The sequence below is a fragment of the Pseudomonas sp. H3_E04 genome, from assembly GCF_054668915.1.
Genome location: NZ_CP162797.1, coordinates 2,501,811 through 2,519,132 on the forward strand (window position 1 = coordinate 2,501,811; position 17,322 = coordinate 2,519,132).

Genomic DNA, 17,322 nt, shown 5'->3' on the forward strand with positions numbered 1-17,322 from the left:
TCACCGCTATCATTTCAGGAAACCCACCATGCCAGCCATTCAGAAAATCCTGATCGCCAACCGCGGTGAAATCGCCTGCCGCATCCAGCGCACGGCCCAGGCGCTGGGTTATCGCACCGTCGCCGTTTTCAGCGACGCCGACGCCGATGCGCTGCACGTGCAAATGGCCGACCAAGCCGTGCACATCGGCCCGGCACCAGTGCAACAGTCCTACCTCAACATTCAGGCGATTCTCGACGCCGCCCGCCGCAGCGGTGCCGACGCCATTCACCCCGGCTACGGCTTCCTCTCGGAAAACGCCGATTTCGCCCGCGCTTGCGCCGCAGCCGGGCTGATCTTCATCGGCCCCAGTGTCGAAGCCATCGAGCTGATGGGCAGCAAACGTCTTTCGAAGATCGCCATGCTTGATGCCGGGGTTCCATGCATTGCCGGCTATCAAGGCGCAGCGCAGGACGACGCGACCCTATTGGCCGAAGCCGAGCGCATCGGTTATCCGCTGATGATCAAGGCCAGCGCCGGTGGCGGTGGACGTGGCATGCGCCTGGTGCACGAGGCCAGCGAACTGGCGGCGCAACTGCGCACCGCGCGGTCCGAAGCAATGAACGGTTTCGGCAGTGACGAGTTGATTCTCGAGCAGGCGTTGATCGAGCCACGCCATGTCGAAGTACAGCTGTTCGGCGACCAGCACGGCAATCTGGTCTATCTCGGCGAACGCGATTGCTCGATCCAGCGCCGCCATCAGAAAGTCATCGAAGAAGCACCGTGCCCGGTGATGACCGCCGAGCTGCGTCAGGCCATGGGTGAGGCGGCGCTCAAGGCTGGGCGCGCGGTGGATTATGTCGGCGCCGGCACCGTGGAGTTTCTGCTCGACGCGCGCGGGCAGTTCTATTTTCTGGAGATGAACACCCGTCTGCAGGTCGAACATCCGGTGACGGAAATGATCACTGGGCAAGACCTCGTCGCCTGGCAGTTGCTGGTCGCCGAAGGCCAGCCGCTGCCACTGACCCAGGAGCAAATCCGCCTTGACGGTCATGCCATGGAAGTGCGCCTCTACGCTGAGGATCCCGCAGCGGATTTTCTCCCGCAAACCGGCCGAGTTGCCGCATGGCAGCCAGCGCTGGCGCACGGCGCGCGGATTGATCACGGCCTGTTTGAAGGTCAGTCGGTCAGCCCGTTCTACGACCCGATGCTGGGCAAACTGATCGCCCACGGTGCTACTCGTGAAGAGGCGCGGCGCAAGCTGTTGCGTGCGGTGCAGGACACCGTGCTGCTTGGCGTGCAGAGCAATCAGCGCTTGCTCGAAGGCCTGCTGCAACATCCGCAGTTCATCAGCGGCGACTTCAGCACAGCGTTCATCCAGCAACATTTCTCCAGCCATGCCAGCCTCAACACTTATGTGCCGACCACGGCGCAACTGGCGATTGCCGTGGCGTTGTTCTATCAGGCCAGCGCCCTGCCCCATCGCGCCCCGTTGAATGGCTGGCGCAACAACGCCAGCGTGCCGTTGCACTATCGACTCGGCAGTGACGAACAGGACTGGACGCTGTCGGTGCTGGCGCGCAAATCCGGTGAATATGTCGTGCAGGTCGGCGATCGCACGCTGGAGTTGGAAATCATCGAGCACACCGCCCAATCGGTGACCATGGAGGTCGACGGCCTGCGCCAGCGCCACGCCTATCGTCTGCACGATGGGCAACTGTGGCTGTTCACCCAACCGGGCAGCCTGCGCCTGGAGGATCGAACTCATGCGCCGATCGGCAGTCAGACCAGCGTCGCCTCCGGCACCCTGAAAGCTCCGATGGACGGCGCCATTGTCGACGTGCTGGTCAGCGAAGGCAGTACGGTCAGCAAGGGTCAATTGCTGGTGGTGCTCGAGGCGATGAAAATGGAGCATCCGTTGAAGGCCGGCATTGATGGCGTGCTCAAAAGGGTGCAAGTGAAGGTTGGCGATCAGGTAAAAAATCGTCAGGTTCTGTTGCAGGTCGAGTAGTCGCCCGGACACAAGCGCGGGGTTTGACTACGCTCTGATAAATCAGAACGCGGAAATCAGGAACCCTGCGATGCCCCATTGGCTGGTCATAGATCTGGAAGCCACCACAGACGAGGGTGGCTGGCCGGTCACGGAAATGGAAATTATCGAGATCGGTGCGACCCTGGTCGACCGTGCCGGGCGCGAGCAGGATCACTTCCAGCGCTTCGTCAAACCGACCCGCCGTCCATTGCTGACGTCATTCTGTCGGGAGCTGACGCACATCACTCAAGCCAACATCGATTCGGCACAACCGCTGAGCGAGGTCTGGCCAGCCTTTGAGCGCTGGCTGGCGCAGCATCAGGCTCGCCTTGAAGGCTGGGCCAGTTGGGGCGGCTATGATCGCCAGCAGTTGCTGCAGGAATGGCAGCGCCTGAACATCAACAGTGGCCTGAGCAAAGTGCAGCACATGAACCTCAAACAGCGCTTCGCCAAGGCCCGGCGCCTGGAGCGACCGCTGGGCCTCAACGGCGCGCTGCAACTGGCGGGCATGCAGTTCAACGGCCAACAACATCGCGCGCTGGAAGATGCCCGCAACACCGCACGATTATTACCGCTGGTCCTGCCACTTTAGGCGCGTGACGGCGCGAAAAGCCTTGTGCATACTGGCCGCCCCCTTTTAAGCCCTTTTCGAGGAATCCGCCCATGTTTAAAGTCAACGAGTACTTCGACGGCACCGTCAAGTCGATCGCCTTTGGCACCGCCGAAGGTCCGGCGACCATTGGCGTCATGGCCCCGGGCGAATACGAATTCGGTACCAGCCAGCGCGAGATCATGCACGTGGTTTCCGGCGCGCTGAGCGTAAAACTGCCAGACAGCAGCGACTGGGAAACCTTCGCCGCCGGCAGCCAGTTCAACGTTCCGGCCAACAGCAAGTTCCAGCTGAAAGTCGCCGTCGATACTGCTTACCTGTGCGAATACCGCGGCTGATCCCGCAGTTTTCACAGCGCAAAAAAATGCCCGTGTCCAAAAGACCCGGGCATTTTTCGTTTGAGCGACAACCTATTCGAGAATTTCCACCGGCATGCCGACTTCCAGGCGGCCGTTGCCGTCGTTGACCAGATTCTGCCCGAACATCGCGCCGTCAGCGGTGCTGCGAAGTTTCTGCAACGTCGCGAACGGTTCACGATCAGCACTGCGCTCACCGGTTTGCGGGTCAACAGTGGTCATGATGCAACGCGCACACGGCTTGACCACACGGAATTCGATTTCACCGATGCGAATACGTTTCCAGTTGTCCTCGGCGTAAGGCGCGCTGCCTTCGATGACCAGATTCGGACGGAAGCGCAGCATCTCCAGCTCTCGCCCTACCGTTTCCGAGAGCGCCAGCCGCGAGGCTTCGCCGATCAGCAGCAATGGATAACCGTCGGCGAACGCCACTTGATCGTCATCCTTGCCGAAACCCGACTGCGTGGTGCGCGCCCGCTCGAGCGGCATTTGCACCAGGCGTGTCGGCTTGCCGAGGAAGTCGCTGACAAAACGCGCGGCTAGATCACCGGCGTCCGGCACCCGCAGCGTGTCACGCCAGATCGTCACACCGCGCAGCTCGGCGTCGGCAGCCGGTAGCGCGACTTCGATTGAACCCTGCTCGGGAGCGCTCAGGGTCAGACCGCCGCCAGCATTCCATAATGCCGACAACTGGCTCATCTTCGCTTCGGCACGCTGGGTCAGAAAGCGCCCGCTGGCCTCGTCCACCAGCATCCAGCGTCGGTCGCCCGCCAGCCCGAGCTTGTCCAGCTCGATGCTTTGCAGGATTTCGCCCTTGCCGGATTTCAACGGGTAACGATAAAGCGCGCTCAGACGCAGCATGGCCAGCTTCCTTGGAGGGAAAAACGCCACCCTATACGAGCTTCAATACCGAATCAAAGCCGTCATTAATGTAAAAACACTTCTGTGGGAGCGAGCCTGCTCGCGAACAGGCCGACACATTCACCATCAATGTGTCCGATCCTGCGCTTTCGCGAGCAGGCTCGCTGCCACAGGAAGCAAGATGTGCGTGCTTCAGGCCGGCACGGCGTCGAGCATCAGACGCTGGCGCACCACGTCGACCAGTTTGTCCGGCTGGAATTTGGAGAGGAAGTTGTCGCAGCCGACCTTCTTCACCATCGAGTCGTTGAAACTGCCGGACAACGAGGTGTGCAGCACGACGTAAAGGCCGCGCAGGCGCGGATCGTTGCGGATCTCCGTGGTCAGGCGATAGCCGTCCATTTCCGGCATTTCCGCGTCGGTGAAGATCATCAGCAGTTTGTCAGTCATGTGCACGCCAGTATCGGCCCAGGCCTTGAGCATGTTCAAGGCTTTCAGACCATCACTGGCAATGTGCATTTTCACCCCGAGCTGGCCGAGGGTATCGCGCAATTGCGAAAGCGCTACGTTGGAGTCGTCCACCAGCAACACTTCGCGGCCACGGGCGCGCTCCAGTACCGGGTCGTCGAGTTTCTCGCGCGAGACCTTGGCGTTGTACGGGACAATTTCAGCGAGGACTTTCTCGACGTCGATGATCTCGACCAGTTGATCGTCGACCTTGCTGATCGCGGTCAGATAATGCTGACGGCCGGCACTGGTCGGCGGCGGCAGAATGGCTTCCCAGTTCATGTTGACGATGCGGTCGACACCGCCAACGAGGAAGGCCTGCACCGAACGGTTGTATTCGGTGACGATGATCGTGCTGTTCGGGCCCGGCACCAGTGGGCGCATGCCGATTGCCTGGGACAGGTCGATCACCGGCAATGTCTGGCCGCGCAGATTGACCACGCCGCAAACAAAGGGATGACGCTGCGGCATCAGGGTCAGCTTTGGCAGTTGCAGCACTTCCTGAACCTTGAACACGTTGATCGCGAACAGCTGGCGTCCGGCCAGGCGAAACATGAGGATTTCCAGGCGATTCTCACCCACCAGTTGCGTGCGTTGGTCTACCGTGTCGAGAATGCCGGCCATCAATGACTCCTGGGCTTGTTCTGATGAATTCACTATGGGGGTTTATCGGCTGCATTCAGCTAATCTTGATTGCTGTAAAGCGCGCCGCTAAAAATGCCATAAACGGCCATTGATGTCACACTGACATCATGCTTTACTGGCAATCGTGATTTCATCTGCTAGATTCATTGCGGCGCGACCTCGGTTTGCACGTTAGGTTCCCGCGCCTAAGGGATTCCCCTAGGATCAATCAGGCCCAACCTGATATTCGCCATTTCCAATAGCCATTACTGTGACGCCATTCTCATTGCATGAACGGAGTCAGGCTATTGTGTGCGATCGCAATTCAGTGGCAACCCACCCTCTGGAACCTCTCGGTCTGTGCACCTGCACCGCCGGGCGCGATCTGCCGACGATTCACGATCGTCGCCACACCCGGCCATCCGTCAACCAACACGACGTGGTGGAGATGAACATGCCAATCGACCGTAAAGACTGGGCGCAACGCTTCCCCGAATTTCTGGTCGAGGCCGAAACGCTTCTCGCCAAGTCCGAAGAATGCCTGAGCCATCTGCAACTGATCAGCAATGACAAGGATGCCATCGACTGTATGCTCGGCACTCTGCTGAAGTTGGCAGGCCGCGCCGAAGCGTTGGCACTGGAAGCAATCTCCGAGTTTTCCCTGCATATCTACAGTCTGCTCAATTTGAAGCAGGACCACGTCGATCTGCACGAACAGGCCCTCGATGCGCTTCGCGACTGCTTGACCCTGATGGCCTGGCAGCTTGAGCTGGTCGACCACAAGACCGGGCAGTTGAGCCTTGATGAAAGTGAACAGACTGATCTGCTCGAAGCCTTCGCGGCACAAATGGGCCAGGACACATTTGAGCCGAAAATGAGCAGCAAACGTTTGCTCTCAGCCTCTCTCACGGCGCGCCAGGCTTGATGACACAGGCGACGGTATTGTCGTAAATGAATAGTTCTTACCCACCAGCGACAATCCGGGTGAAATAATCAGCCCGACCAACGGTTAATTTGCAAGTGCCCCCATCAGGGTTTTCCCTGTGTGTACCCAGTGTCACTTCCCGGCACATCGAAGTGACCCTAATACAGCAACTCCAACTTTTTCCAATATGGAACTTGCGTCCACGATCCAGTATTTCCTGACTGAATGGACATATATAGCGACCGCGACCAACGGTATGTTAAGTGGTATTATGCCGCCGGTTAATGGCCCGCCGGTTAATGGCACAGTGATTCCAGCGTTTGCTTGACAATATTATTGCCAGTCAATGATTGCGTAATGAATGCGGTTTGAATCAATAACATAATTGACAGTATTTCCACACAGAGATCCGCCAGCCACCGGCCGGTCTGCCCGCAGCGAACATCCATTGGCTCCATCCGTTATGTACGCCAGTCTAAAGTCACTCACCACATGGCCACCCTCGCGGGAAAATGCCCGACGCTTCACACTCGTCATATGTGTTCTGGCGACCCTGGGCAGCCTGTTGGCTTATATTTTCTCCGCGCGCATTCCGCTGGGGTTGTTGGCTCTCGACGTCGCCGCCACTGCTTGCGTCTGGGTGCAATATCGCTTGTCGCGCAAGTCGATCAAGTTTCAGCCGCAAGAGCTGGCTGACCGTCTGTTGCAGGTGCAGGAAAATGAGCGCCATCGCCTCAGCCGTGAATTGCACGACGATATCGGACAATTGTTGACCGCCGCCAAGCTGCAAAGTGACTGGCTCAAACGTCGCCTGCCGGCAGAACTCCAGGAGCAGTGCACGATACTTTGCGACACGCTGGATGAAACCCTGAACAAAGTGCGTGACGTCTCGGCCATTCTCAATCCGCGCCAATTGACCAGCCTGGGCCTTGAAGCCAGCCTGCGTGCACACTTGCTCAAGACCCTCGCCAACACGCCGGTGAACTGGAGCCTCGACTGTCAGCAACGACTCAATGGCATTCCCGAGGAAATGGCCGTCGCGGCGTTTCGCATCGCTCAGGAAGCCGTAACCAACATCCTGCGGCACGCACAGGCGAAAAACCTGTTGATTCAGGTACAGCGTCTGCCGCAAGGTCTGACTTTGTTGATCAGCGATGACGGTCTCGGTTTCACCCCGGCAGCCGATCCGGCCAGAGAAGGCCAACGCGGCATGGCCGGAATGGCCGAGCGCATCGAACAGTTGGGCGGCACATTGAGTGTTATAAGCGAGCCGGGCAAAGGCACAAGAATCGAAGCACTTTTCCCATGGGCGCCTCGGTCGCTCGAACGGGCCAGTACGAATAAGGTTATGCGTTGACTTGCAACTTACTTCTGGTGGATGACCACTCGCTGATCAGAGCCGGCGTGCGCGCTCTGGTACTGGATATTCCCGGTTACGCGGTAATCGGCGAAGCCAGTGATGGCTCGCAATTGCTTGAAATGGTCGAGCAACTGAGCCCGGACATCGTATTGCTGGACATCTCGATGAGAGAAACCGGTGGTCTGGAAGCGCTGCAACGCCTCAAGCGCGTGCGCCCGCAGAGCAAGGTTCTGATCCTGTCGATGCACACCGATCCGGCACTGATCATGCAGGCACTGGAGTCCGGCGCCCACGGCTACCTGCTCAAGGACACCACGGCCACCGAGCTCGAGCACGCGCTGGAGGCCCTGCGCAACAACGAACGCTACCTTAGCCCGGCCATTGCTCATACCGTGATCAATCAGGCACTGACCCGCAACCAGAAAAGCCAGCCGGACATCGCCGACTCGCACAATCTGACGGCGCGCCAGTTAGAGATCCTCAGGCTGATCGTACGAGGCAAGTCCACACGGGAAATCGCCAACGGTCTGGGCCTGAGCGTCAAGACCGTGGAAACCCATCGCGCGCAGATCATGAAGCGCCTGCAAATCTACGACGTGGCCGGTCTGGTACTGTTCGCAGTACGTGAGCAGATCATCAGCCTGGATGACTGATCGCCGCTTGCTGGCCCAATAACGGCGAGCCCTTCGGCAGGTGCACCTGCAACGCGGCAGGTTTGGCGACAAAACGCAGACTGTCGCCTTCCAGCGGCTCGCCATCGAGATTGATGCTCAACCCTTCGGCAACCTTGATCTCGACCCACGGCAAGCGAGCCCGCACAAACATGTTATCGAGGCCGAAGCCCTCGCTCAGCAGATTCTTCAGCGTGCCGACCAGCTCCTGCGGTGCCGGCAGAATGCTGACGTCGAGCAGACCGTCGTTGACTTGCGCATCCGGACACAGCACATGACCACCGCCCGCCTGTCGACCGTTGCCGATGCCCAGCGCCAGCAGCTCACCCTGCCAATGGAAATCCGGCCCCTGCAATTCGCCGTAAGCGGCATGCAGCTCACTGAATCGGGTCAGGCCGGTGAACAGGTACGCAGCGCCACCCAAGACCTTTTTCAGGTCTTCCGACGTATTGGCAGTGACCTGGCTGCCGAATCCGCCCGTGGCCATGTTCAGGAAAATCTGTCCGCCCACTTCGCCCAGATCGATATCCGAAGGCTCGACGTCGAGCAAATCCAGCGCCTGCGCCGGCTCCAGCGAAATACCGGCGGCGCGGGAGAAATCGTTGGCAGTGCCCAGCGGTAGCAGGACAAGACTGGCTTTTTGCGGATGCTGAGCCAGCGCTTCGGCAATATCGCGCAAGGTGCCGTCGCCGCCGCCGGCAATGATTTTCGTGTAACCCGCTGCCAGCGCCTCTTCGACCAGACGCTGAGCGTCACCGGCCTCCCAGGTCACTCGGACGGCCAGCTCCCAGCCTTGCTCGCGCCTGGCTTCGACGGCGGTGCGGACATCCTCGTTGAGTGCCTGTTTGCCATGCAGGATCAGCAGTGCCCGGCGTTCACTCATAAAGTCACTCCAAGAATTGAAATCGATTGAAACATCTTGACCACTGTGCGCCTTAAAAAAGCCATGGAGCTGGCAATTAATTCCTCTTCCAACAACTGGCGTCCTACACGGCGGTATTTTTTCTTACGAAACAAGAGGAATCGGCTTAATTGACCCCGCCCGCCCCTTGGGTCACCGTGTGCCGGCAGCATCGACCTTCAACCCAATAACACAAGGATGTGCCGGTAATGAACGGATACCCCCCGATTTATTTTCATGAATCGAGCAATGGACAAACCAGCAGGCATGCAGTTGATACGATCAGCGGGTACTTCCATGCGCAGCAATGAAACCAAGGCACCGGTGAGTCCGGTCGCCGCTCTCGCCGAAAGCCGTGCCAGCAAAAAACCAGAATTCTGTAACAGCGCCAAGACCAGTGGAGAGTTTGATATGGAACCCCGCGTCAGCGAGCTGGAAACCCACTTCAAATACATCCGCCGCGACATGGACGAAGTACTCAATGATGTGCGGACGATAAAACATCGTCTCGCGTATTCGGCGGGTGCAACTGCTGTCATCCTGGGACTGCTGGGCTGGGTGGCCAACAGCCGATTCGACCAGTTGGTGTCACTGATCAGCAACTGACCGGATCAATCGTTGCACGCGCCGCGCACACCAGCCGACGCGTGCACAGGCAAGTCCAGTCAGCCCAGGAGCTCACTGAGCGCAATGAAATTCACTTCATCACCCTCGCTCAGCGTACGGCCCTCCCGGACTTCCACCAATCCGTCGGCCCACGCCGCGCTACGCAGCACACCCGAGCTCTGGTTGCGATAAATGATTGCTCGCCCTTGCTCCAGGCGCCCGCGCAGATATTCACGTCGGTTGCCGGCCATCGGCCAGACAAAACCTGCAGGCACCGCGAACTTGAGCGGTTCGACGGCTTGCACACCCAGGCGTCGCAACAGATATGGGCGCGCGAGCAAGGCGAACGTCACCAGCGTCGACGCGGGATTTCCGGGCAGGCCGATCACCGGCACGTTGCGGAAATGGCCGAATGTCAATGGTTTCCCCGGCTTGATGGCGAGTTTCCACAAGGCCAACTCGCCTTCTTCACGCAAGGCAATGCCAAGGAAATCCGCTTCACCGACCGAGACACCGCCGGTGGACAGAATCAGATCGACATTCTGTAGCTCGCCCAGCCGGGCCCGCGTGGCGGGAAGATCATCCGGAAGGATTCCGCCATCGATGACTTCACAACCCAGACGCAGCAGCCAACTGCACAAAAGCACTCGGTTGCTGTTGTAGATCTGGCCCGGACCCAATGCCTGACCGGGTTCAACCAGCTCGTCTCCGGTGGACAAAACAGCCACGCGTGGCTTGCGCACGACGTTGAGCCCGGCGCAGCCCAATGATGCAGCCAGGCCCTGCTCGATCGGCCCCAATCGGGTGCCTGCCTGCAGAACCAGTTCGCCGACGGTGGTTTCCTGGCCTTGCGGACGAATGTTCTGTCCAGCTTTCAAAGGCTCGAGGAAACGCACGCTTTGATCGGCCTGAACGTCGGCGTTTTCCTGCATCTCGACACAGTCGGCGCCCGGCGGCAGCGGCGCCCCGGTGAAGATGCGTGCGCAAGTGCCGGGTTCCAACGGTTGCGGCGACTGCCCGGCAAACACTTTCTGGCTGACCGGCAACGGCTCACCTTTCCAGTCAGCCAGGTTCAAGGCATAGCCGTCCATGGCACTGTTGGGCCATGGCGGCAGATCCAGTGTCGAAATCAGATCTTCAGCCAGCACCCGCCCTTCGACTTGAGCCAGCGGCAAGTGCTCGTGCTCGACAATCCGCGACGCATCAGCCATTGCCAGCAAGCGCTCCAGCGCCGTTTCGACGGGCAGCAAGCTGCCGGTCTTGCCCGGCTTACCCACGGGATTCACAAGGTGCCGCCTGCTTCAGATGGGTGACGAAGTTGCACGGACGATGACGGGCGTCGAGTTGCTCTGCGAGGATGCCATCCCAGCCGGTGCGTACCGCATTGGTCGAACCCGGCAGGCAGCACACCAGCGTGCCGTTGGCCAGACCTGCCAGGGCACGGGACTGCACGGTTGAAGTGCCGATATCGGCCACGGAGATCTGGCGGAACAATTCGCCGAATCCGTCGACCTGTTTGTCGAGCAGGCACACTACCGCTTCCGGTGTGCTGTCACGCCCGGTGAAGCCGGTGCCGCCGGTGATCAGCACGACCTGAACCACATCGTCGGCAATCCAGTTGGCGACTTGCGCGCGAATTTTGTAGAGATCATCTTTAAGCAGAACCCGCTCGGCCAGCGCGTGGCCGGCCGCGATCAAGCGATCGACGAAGACCTGTCCGGAGGTATCGGTTTCCAGGGTCCGGGTGTCGCTGACAGTCAGCACCGCAATATTGAGCGGCACGAAAGGTACATCAGCCTTGGCTTTCATAGGCTCTTCCAGTTGTAGGGGAAACAGCCCGGTGTTATATCACAGCGGCTCATTTTTCTGCCGCCCCTCTGGAGAGTCGTCATGCCCTTGAACAGCCCGTTGCCACCATGCTCCGTCCTGCTTTTGGCCGGTGGACGCGGCCAACGGATGGGCGGTCAGGACAAGGGGCTCATCGAGTGGCACGGCGAGCCGTTGATAGCGCATCTGCAGCGCAAGGTACGGCCGCTGACCGACGATCTCATCATCTCGTGCAACCGCAATCGCGAGCGTTATGCCACGTTTGCCGATCAACTGGTCATGGATGACGAGGGCGACTTTCCGGGGCCGCTGGCCGGTATTCGTGCAGGACTGAAAGCGGCGCGCCATGCGCATTTGCTGGTGTTGCCGTGTGATGTGCCGCGAATCGACAAGGCGTTGCTGGAAGACATGTTGATTACTGCCGACCAGCAACGTGAAAAACCTTTAATGCTGCGCCACGGCGAGCATTGGGAACCACTGCTGTGCGTGATCCCCGTGGCGCTGTTGCCCGCATTCGAAGCAGCCTGGAATGCAGGCGAGCGCAGCCCTGGTCGGGTGATGCGCAGTCTCGACGCCATCGCATTGCAATGCCCTGAAAACGACCCGCGACTGGCCAACCTCAACACCCCCGAATTGTTACATCTGCACAACACTGTGTCAGACTGACATTATCCAAGGAACTCTCAAGCCTTGTTTACGTCTCAAGCTCAGTAACCAGAAGATTTCCCATTCGGAGACACACTCATGACTCAACGGACCCTCGCCACTTTCATGCTCGCACTGGGCCTGGCAACCCTCGCCGGTTGCTCCTCGCCGACAGTGATCACCTTGAATGACGGTCGCGAAATCCAGGCCGTCGACACCCCGAAATACGATGATGATTCGGGCTTCTACGAGTTCCAGCAGCTGGACGGCAAAGAGACCCGCATCAACAAGGATCAGGTTCGCACCGTTAAAGAGCTGTAAGGTTCCGCGTCGATACCGGATACAGAAAAGCCCGCATTGTCATGCGGGCTTTTTCATGGGCGCTCGAAAAGCGGGTTCAGCTTCACCACTGCAAAGTGATTTGACTCTCGAACTCTCGTGCCTCGCCCGTCACCGGATCAACGAAGCGCAGCCCTTGGGCGAGCAGCTTCAACGGATTGGTGTAGTCGTCCACGACATCTTTCAATACGGTCGGATAAAACGGATCGTTGCAAATACTCGCTCCCAGCGACGTCATGTGCACACGCAGCTGATGCTTCTTGCCCGTCACGGGATACAGGCCATAGCGCCACAGATCACCATTTTTCTCACGCACCTCCACCGCCGTTTCGGTGTTGCTGGCGCCGGGCCCTTCTTGCATGCGGAAGAACGGCTCGCCATCAACCAGGCGGCTCTTGTGCACCAAAGGGAAATTAAGCTCGGGCAGCGCCGGGGCAATCGCTTCGTAGCGCTTGTCGATCTGCCGGGTTGGAAACAATGACTGATAGGCCGAGCGGGTCTGCGGATTGGCCGAGAAGATCACCAGCCCTGCAGTGTGCCGATCGATGCGGTGCAGCGGCACCAGATGCGGATTGTCCAGCCGACGGATGAGCCGCCGCAGCAGGGTTTGTTCGACATACTCCCCTGCCGGCGTCACCGGCAGGAAATGTGGCTTGTCGGCCACCACCAAATGCTCATCGGCATAAAGAATCGATTCGACCACCGGAATCGGCTTCTCGTCCGGCACTTCGCGAAAGTAATGAATGCGCAAACCTTCCTTGTACGGCAAGTCCAGCGCAATCGGCTGGCCCTGCGCATCCAGCACCCGGCCGCGAACAATCCGGTCGAGCCATTGCTCCCGCCCGATGGCACTGAAGTGCTCGCAAAGGCAATCGAATACCGTCAGCCAGGAACCGGGCGGCAAATACAACGTGCTGGCCTGATTGTGCGCAGCGGAAAATACGGGGCTGGTCATACGAAACAGAAGTCCTCAATGCAGGCCGGCATTATCCAACAGTGAGGCAAAGCCACCTAGCGCAGTTTGATCAGGCCGGAATCGATTTGAGGGCCGCCGCTTCGGTGAACTCCTTCAGCCAGCGCAACACATCGACCGCCTCCCAACGACCCGGATCGTACAAGGCGTACAGCAAACCCTGATAACCCACGACATCCAGCTGCTTGTGATAACCGGCGCGCTGAAACAACGCTTCGATCTCGGCAAAGCAGGTATTGAAATGCAGCTTGTTGAACGGCGTCTTGCCTTCCGTGACCAGCCCGTCCAGGCGCAATTCGAGGACGGCCTCGCGCACCACGTCGACCGACATCCGGTTAACGCTGCTCTTCAACTGTTCGACATTGACCACGGTTAATCCCTCTGACTCGATTGCTGTATGGACATACAGTAACCGAAGAAACCAGCGAGCGCCAACGCAAGGATGGGTTGCCGCGACCAGCGGAGGCATCCAGGCACAACCCCATCAACCTAAAAACGCCACCACCTGGTCGGCACTGAAAGGCCAGTCCAGCTCCGCGCCAGTGTCGATGCGCCGCAGTACCGGAATGCGCAGGCTGTATTTTTCAAACCACGATTCGTCTTCGGCAATGTCCACCAGTTCCACCAGCAAACCATGCTCGACGAAGGGCATCAGTTCAGCTTCAGCGACTTCACACAGATGGCACCCGAGGGTGCCGAACAGCTGACATTCTGGAGGCATGGCGGCATTACCGGAAAACAAGTGAGCCCATTCTAGGACGCCACCAAACCCTCGTCGACCCAGCGCCGCCCAAAGGGCCCAGCGCTCCCGGCGCAAAATCCTGACGCAAATCATTCGGCGCAGATTGCAATTGCGCCATCCTCGCTGACTTTTTGCCTCTACGCTTCAGAGGCCAACGCCCTGACAGCGGAGTGTCCCGTGTTTGCAAATCTGTTGATCATCCTCGCCTCATCCCTGGTGGTGATTGCCCTGTTCCGGCGCCTGCGACTACCGCCGGTGCTGGGTTACCTGTGCGTGGGATTGCTGGTCGGGCCGAACGCTTTCGACTGGGTCAACGAGAGCGAACATCTGCCGGATGTCGCCGAACTGGGCGTGGTGTTTCTGCTGTTCTCGCTGGGCCTGGAATTTTCCCTGTCAAAGATGATTGCGCTGCGTCAGGTGGTGTTTCGCCTCGGCAGTCAGCAAGTGCTGCTCAGCACAGCGTTGCTCGGCACACTGTTGATCGCGCTGGGCATGCCGCTGATGCCGGCACTGTTGCTCGGTGCCGGTTTATCGTTGTCATCCACGGCGATTGTAACCAAGGAGCTGGGCAGTCTCGGTGAGGTGTTCAGCAGCCACGGCCAGAATGCGGTCGGCGTACTGCTGTTTCAGGACGTGGTCGCGGTGTTGCTGCTGACGCTGGTCCCCGTGTTCGCCGGCACCAGCGAGCAGGCCTGGTACTGGGCCTTGCCGTTGACGCTGGGGAAAACCGTGCTGCTGTTCTTCGGCCTGCTGCTTGCCAGCCGCTGGTTGCTGCCACGACTGTTTCACGAAGTGGCGGCCTCGCGCTCGCCCGAGCTGTTCGTCCTGCTGGCGCTGGTGATCGTGCTGCTGACTGCCTGGCTCACACACCTGTTGGGCCTGTCGCCTGCCCTCGGCGCTTTTCTCGCCGGTATGCTGCTCGGGGAAAGCCACTACAGGCACCAGATCGAGGCCGACATCCGGCCGTTCCGCGACATCCTGCTTGGGGTGTTCTTCGTCAGCATCGGCATGCTGATCGACCTGCAATTGTTCGTCAGCCACAGCCTTTTGATCGTCGCCCTGACCCTCGGCCTGATGCTGATCAAAGGCATCGTCGTGGCGCTGCTGGTGAAATGGCGCGGCAGTGACAGCGAAACCGCATGGCGCAGCGGTCTGGCGTTGGCGCAGGGCGGCGAATTCTGCTTTGCGCTGATGGCGCAGATGCAGCAGAACAGCCTGTTGCCGGCCGAACCGGGCGCCCTGCTGCTCGCGGCGACGTTCTGTTCGATGCTGCTCACGCCACTGCTTTTGCGCGCGGCGCCGCGCATTGCCGCCGTGCTGCATCGCAAGCCTAATCAGGAGGCGCAGATCGAGCAGATCAGCGCGCTCAACGCCGACCTCGATCAGCATGTGGTGATCTGCGGCTACGGTCGCGTCGGCCAGTCCATCGGTCGTTTCATGGGCAACGCTGGCCAAGCCTATGTCGCGCTGGACAACGACCCGGTGCGGGTGCAGGAAGCCGCGTCCGGGGAAAGCGACGTGCATTACGGCGACTCGGCGCGCGGCGAGCTGCTGACTGCCGTAGGCCTGTTGCGCGCCAGGCTATTGGTGATTGCCGTGGATCAAAGCGATGTGGCGTTGCGCATTCTTCGTGAAGCCCGCCGGCTCAATCAACAAGTGCCGATTCTGGTGCGCACCCGTGATGACAGCCAATCGGCCGAGTTGCGAGCCGCCGGCGCCACCGAGGTGGTGCCGGAGCTTCTGGAGTCGAGCCTGATGCTCGCTTCACACGCGCTGATCATGCTCGGCTTGCCCGCGCACAAAGTGCAGGAAAAGGTCGACCAAGTGCGCATCGATCGCTATCGCCTGCTCCACGGTTTCTATCCCGGAGCCAATGATGAGGAAATCTAGTCCTGACTCACCGCGCCGATCTTGTGCAGCGACAGGTCGGCGCCGTAATACTCTTGTTCCTGACTCAGGCGCAGCCCATGCAATGCCTTGATCGCGCCGTAGACGACGAAGCCGCCAACCAGCGCCACCACAACGCCGAGCGCAGTGCCGATCAACTGGCTGATCAGGCTGACGCCGCCCAGGCCACCCAGCGCGGTCTGGCCGAAGATGCCGCAGGCAATCCCGCCCCATACGCCACACAAGCCATGCAACGGCCAGACACCCAGCACATCGTCGATGCGCCATTTGACTTGCGCAGCGGTAAAGCACCAAACGAACAAGGCCCCGGCAATTGCCCCTGTCACCAGCGCACCGACCGGATGCATCAGATCGGATCCCGCGCAGATCGCCACCAGACCGGCCAGCGGGCCGTTGTGCAGAAAGCCCGGGTCATTGCGCCCGACGATCAACGCCGCGACGGTACCGCCAACCATGGCCATCAGCGAGTTGACCGCGACCAGGCCACTGACACCTTGCAGCGTCTGCGCGCTCATCACGTTGAAGCCGAACCAGCCGACAATCAGGATCCACGAGCCCAGTGCCAGAAACGGAATGCTCGACGGCGCAAACGCGACCAGACGTCCATCGCGATAGCGCCCGTTGCGCGGGCCGAGCAACAGCACTGCGGCCAACGCCAGCCAACCGCCCATGGCATGCACCACCACCGAGCCGGCGAAATCATGGAATGCCGCGCCAAACTGCGCCGTCAGCCAGCCTTGCAAGCCGAAGTTGCCGTTCCAGATCAGCCCTTCGAAAAACGGATAGATAAACGCCACGATCAGCGCCGTCGCGCACAACTGCGGGACGAAACGCGCGCGTTCGGCAATGCCGCCGGAAATGATCGCCGGGATGGCGGCAGCGAAGGTCAGCAGAAAGAAAAACTTCACCAATCCATAGCCATGGTCAGCCGTGAGCACCGCCGCCGGTTGCATGAAGGTGACGCCATAAGAGATCCAATAGCCTATAAAGAAATAGGCCAGGGTCGAGACGGCGAAGTCGCTGAGGATTTTCGCCAGTGCATTGACCTGGTTCTTCTGCCGGACCGTGCCGACTTCCAGAAAGGCGAAACCGGCGTGCATCGCCAGAACCATCACCGCACCGATCAGGATGAACAATGTATTGGAGCTGTGAACCAGTGTATCCACAGCGCTTTGCAGATTTTCCATGAGGAGGCAGACCCAAGGCTGAAGGCACCAAAGCGGTTCATGCGGGCATTTCATGCACCAAATCAAGACTCACCAGTCATGCAACGGCAGGGTTGATGAACTGGTTTGGCGCATAGATCGATGTCCGGTCACAAACCACGGGCAAATGAATTAGAGTTTTTCTGCTGGGACGCCCGGCAACAGCGCACACATCCCGGGCGACGCACCACGACACAGCAAAAGTTGTACCAGGCATTTGCACTGAACCTTCGCGCAAGGCTCATACTCGAACG

Annotated in this window: 19 protein-coding genes; 10 read left to right on the plus strand and 9 right to left on the minus strand. The window is 59.6% G+C overall.

The genetic code is table 11. The features are described 5' to 3' along the window. Positions 1-28 precede the first annotated feature (28 nt). From AB4N53_RS11145 to ppnP, 3 genes are all read left to right on the plus strand, one after another. Positions 29-1,990, plus strand: coding sequence for an acetyl/propionyl/methylcrotonyl-CoA carboxylase subunit alpha (locus AB4N53_RS11145; protein WP_460120498.1), 1,962 nt, complete (start codon positions 29-31; stop codon positions 1,988-1,990). 70 nt (positions 1,991-2,060) lie between these two features. Continuing rightward, positions 2,061-2,603 carry a 3'-5' exonuclease gene (locus tag AB4N53_RS11150; protein WP_460120500.1) on the plus strand — a complete coding sequence of 181 codons (543 nt, stop codon included), beginning with the start codon at positions 2,061-2,063 and terminating at the stop codon, positions 2,601-2,603. Positions 2,604-2,674: 71 nt separating this feature from the next. Further along, positions 2,675-2,959 carry a pyrimidine/purine nucleoside phosphorylase gene (ppnP, locus tag AB4N53_RS11155; protein WP_039759849.1) on the plus strand — a complete coding sequence of 95 codons (285 nt, stop codon included), beginning with the start codon at positions 2,675-2,677 and terminating at the stop codon, positions 2,957-2,959. A gap of 72 nt (positions 2,960-3,031) precedes the next feature. Here the strand turns inward: ppnP and AB4N53_RS11160 are convergent, their stop codons facing one another. Together AB4N53_RS11160 and AB4N53_RS11165 are read right to left on the minus strand one after the other, a co-directional pair. Beyond that, positions 3,032-3,838, minus strand: a complete 807-nt coding sequence (locus AB4N53_RS11160) for an MOSC domain-containing protein (RefSeq protein ID WP_460120504.1) — start codon at positions 3,836-3,838, stop codon at positions 3,032-3,034. 192 nt (positions 3,839-4,030) lie between these two features. Further along, positions 4,031-4,966 (minus strand): chemotaxis protein CheV, encoded by a 936-nt coding sequence (locus AB4N53_RS11165; RefSeq protein ID WP_016770829.1) that lies wholly within the window; start codon positions 4,964-4,966, stop codon positions 4,031-4,033. 454 nt (positions 4,967-5,420) lie between these two features. Between AB4N53_RS11165 and AB4N53_RS11170 the strand changes: the two genes are divergently transcribed. The 3 genes from AB4N53_RS11170 to AB4N53_RS11180 all read left to right on the plus strand — a co-directional run bounded on the left by AB4N53_RS11170 (position 5,421) and on the right by AB4N53_RS11180 (position 7,904). Then, positions 5,421-5,891 carry a hypothetical protein gene (locus AB4N53_RS11170; protein ID WP_460125420.1) on the plus strand — a complete coding sequence of 157 codons (471 nt, stop codon included), beginning with the start codon at positions 5,421-5,423 and terminating at the stop codon, positions 5,889-5,891. A gap of 463 nt (positions 5,892-6,354) precedes the next feature. Beyond that, entirely contained in the window at positions 6,355-7,248 is an 894-nt protein-coding gene (locus AB4N53_RS11175) for a sensor histidine kinase (RefSeq protein ID WP_460120506.1), read from the plus strand. Next, on the plus strand, positions 7,245-7,904 hold the full coding sequence (locus AB4N53_RS11180) for a response regulator (protein ID WP_041478445.1): 660 nt from the start codon (positions 7,245-7,247) through the stop codon (positions 7,902-7,904). The genes AB4N53_RS11175 and AB4N53_RS11180 overlap by 4 nt, the downstream gene beginning before the upstream one ends. On the opposite strand, the gene yegS is transcribed toward AB4N53_RS11180, so the two are convergent. Next, complete coding sequence (gene yegS / locus AB4N53_RS11185) at positions 7,888-8,805, minus strand: lipid kinase YegS (RefSeq protein WP_460120508.1); 918 nt, start codon at positions 8,803-8,805, stop codon at positions 7,888-7,890. The genes AB4N53_RS11180 and yegS overlap by 17 nt on opposite strands. A 315-nt stretch (positions 8,806-9,120) precedes the next feature. On the opposite strand from yegS, the gene AB4N53_RS11190 reads away from it, so the two are divergent. Next, positions 9,121-9,429: a hypothetical protein gene (locus tag AB4N53_RS11190; protein ID WP_460125423.1), complete on the plus strand. Its 309-nt coding sequence runs from the start codon at positions 9,121-9,123 to the stop codon at positions 9,427-9,429. Between the two features lie 59 nt (positions 9,430-9,488). Here the strand turns inward: AB4N53_RS11190 and AB4N53_RS11195 are convergent, their stop codons facing one another. Beyond that, on the minus strand, positions 9,489-10,715 hold the full coding sequence (locus tag AB4N53_RS11195; protein ID WP_460120511.1) for a molybdopterin molybdotransferase MoeA: 1,227 nt from the start codon (positions 10,713-10,715) through the stop codon (positions 9,489-9,491). After that, positions 10,699-11,238 carry a molybdenum cofactor biosynthesis protein B gene (gene moaB, locus AB4N53_RS11200; protein ID WP_460120513.1) on the minus strand — a complete coding sequence of 180 codons (540 nt, stop codon included), beginning with the start codon at positions 11,236-11,238 and terminating at the stop codon, positions 10,699-10,701. Before moaB ends, AB4N53_RS11195 begins: the two co-directional genes overlap by 17 nt. Before the next feature lie 81 nt (positions 11,239-11,319). On the opposite strand from moaB, the gene mobA reads away from it, so the two are divergent. Both mobA and AB4N53_RS11210 read left to right on the plus strand, forming a co-directional pair. Then, a complete protein-coding gene (gene mobA / locus AB4N53_RS11205; RefSeq protein ID WP_460120515.1) occupies positions 11,320-11,922 on the plus strand; it encodes a molybdenum cofactor guanylyltransferase MobA in 603 nt (200 codons plus the stop codon). A gap of 78 nt (positions 11,923-12,000) precedes the next feature. After that, complete coding sequence (locus AB4N53_RS11210) at positions 12,001-12,222, plus strand: YgdI/YgdR family lipoprotein (RefSeq protein WP_016770600.1); 222 nt, start codon at positions 12,001-12,003, stop codon at positions 12,220-12,222. 82 nt (positions 12,223-12,304) lie between these two features. On the opposite strand, the gene AB4N53_RS11215 is transcribed toward AB4N53_RS11210, so the two are convergent. The 3 genes from AB4N53_RS11215 to AB4N53_RS11225 all read right to left on the minus strand — a co-directional run bounded on the left by AB4N53_RS11215 (position 12,305) and on the right by AB4N53_RS11225 (position 13,934). Next, complete coding sequence (locus AB4N53_RS11215; protein WP_460120517.1) at positions 12,305-13,195, minus strand: pseudouridine synthase; 891 nt, start codon at positions 13,193-13,195, stop codon at positions 12,305-12,307. A gap of 70 nt (positions 13,196-13,265) precedes the next feature. Continuing rightward, the gene (locus AB4N53_RS11220) at positions 13,266-13,583 is read right to left on the minus strand and encodes a hypothetical protein (RefSeq protein ID WP_016770837.1); all 318 of its coding nucleotides are present in this window, start codon (positions 13,581-13,583) and stop codon (positions 13,266-13,268) included. Positions 13,584-13,697: 114 nt separating this feature from the next. Continuing rightward, positions 13,698-13,934 carry a glutaredoxin family protein gene (locus AB4N53_RS11225; RefSeq protein ID WP_039759867.1) on the minus strand — a complete coding sequence of 79 codons (237 nt, stop codon included), beginning with the start codon at positions 13,932-13,934 and terminating at the stop codon, positions 13,698-13,700. 198 nt (positions 13,935-14,132) lie between these two features. Between AB4N53_RS11225 and AB4N53_RS11230 the strand changes: the two genes are divergently transcribed. After that, entirely contained in the window at positions 14,133-15,845 is a 1,713-nt protein-coding gene (locus tag AB4N53_RS11230; RefSeq protein ID WP_460120519.1) for a cation:proton antiporter, read from the plus strand. On the opposite strand, the gene AB4N53_RS11235 is transcribed toward AB4N53_RS11230, so the two are convergent. After that, complete coding sequence (locus AB4N53_RS11235) at positions 15,842-17,050, minus strand: ammonium transporter (protein WP_460120521.1); 1,209 nt, start codon at positions 17,048-17,050, stop codon at positions 15,842-15,844. The two genes, AB4N53_RS11230 and AB4N53_RS11235, sit on opposite strands and share 4 nt — an antisense overlap. Between the last annotated feature and the right edge of the window lie 272 nt (positions 17,051-17,322).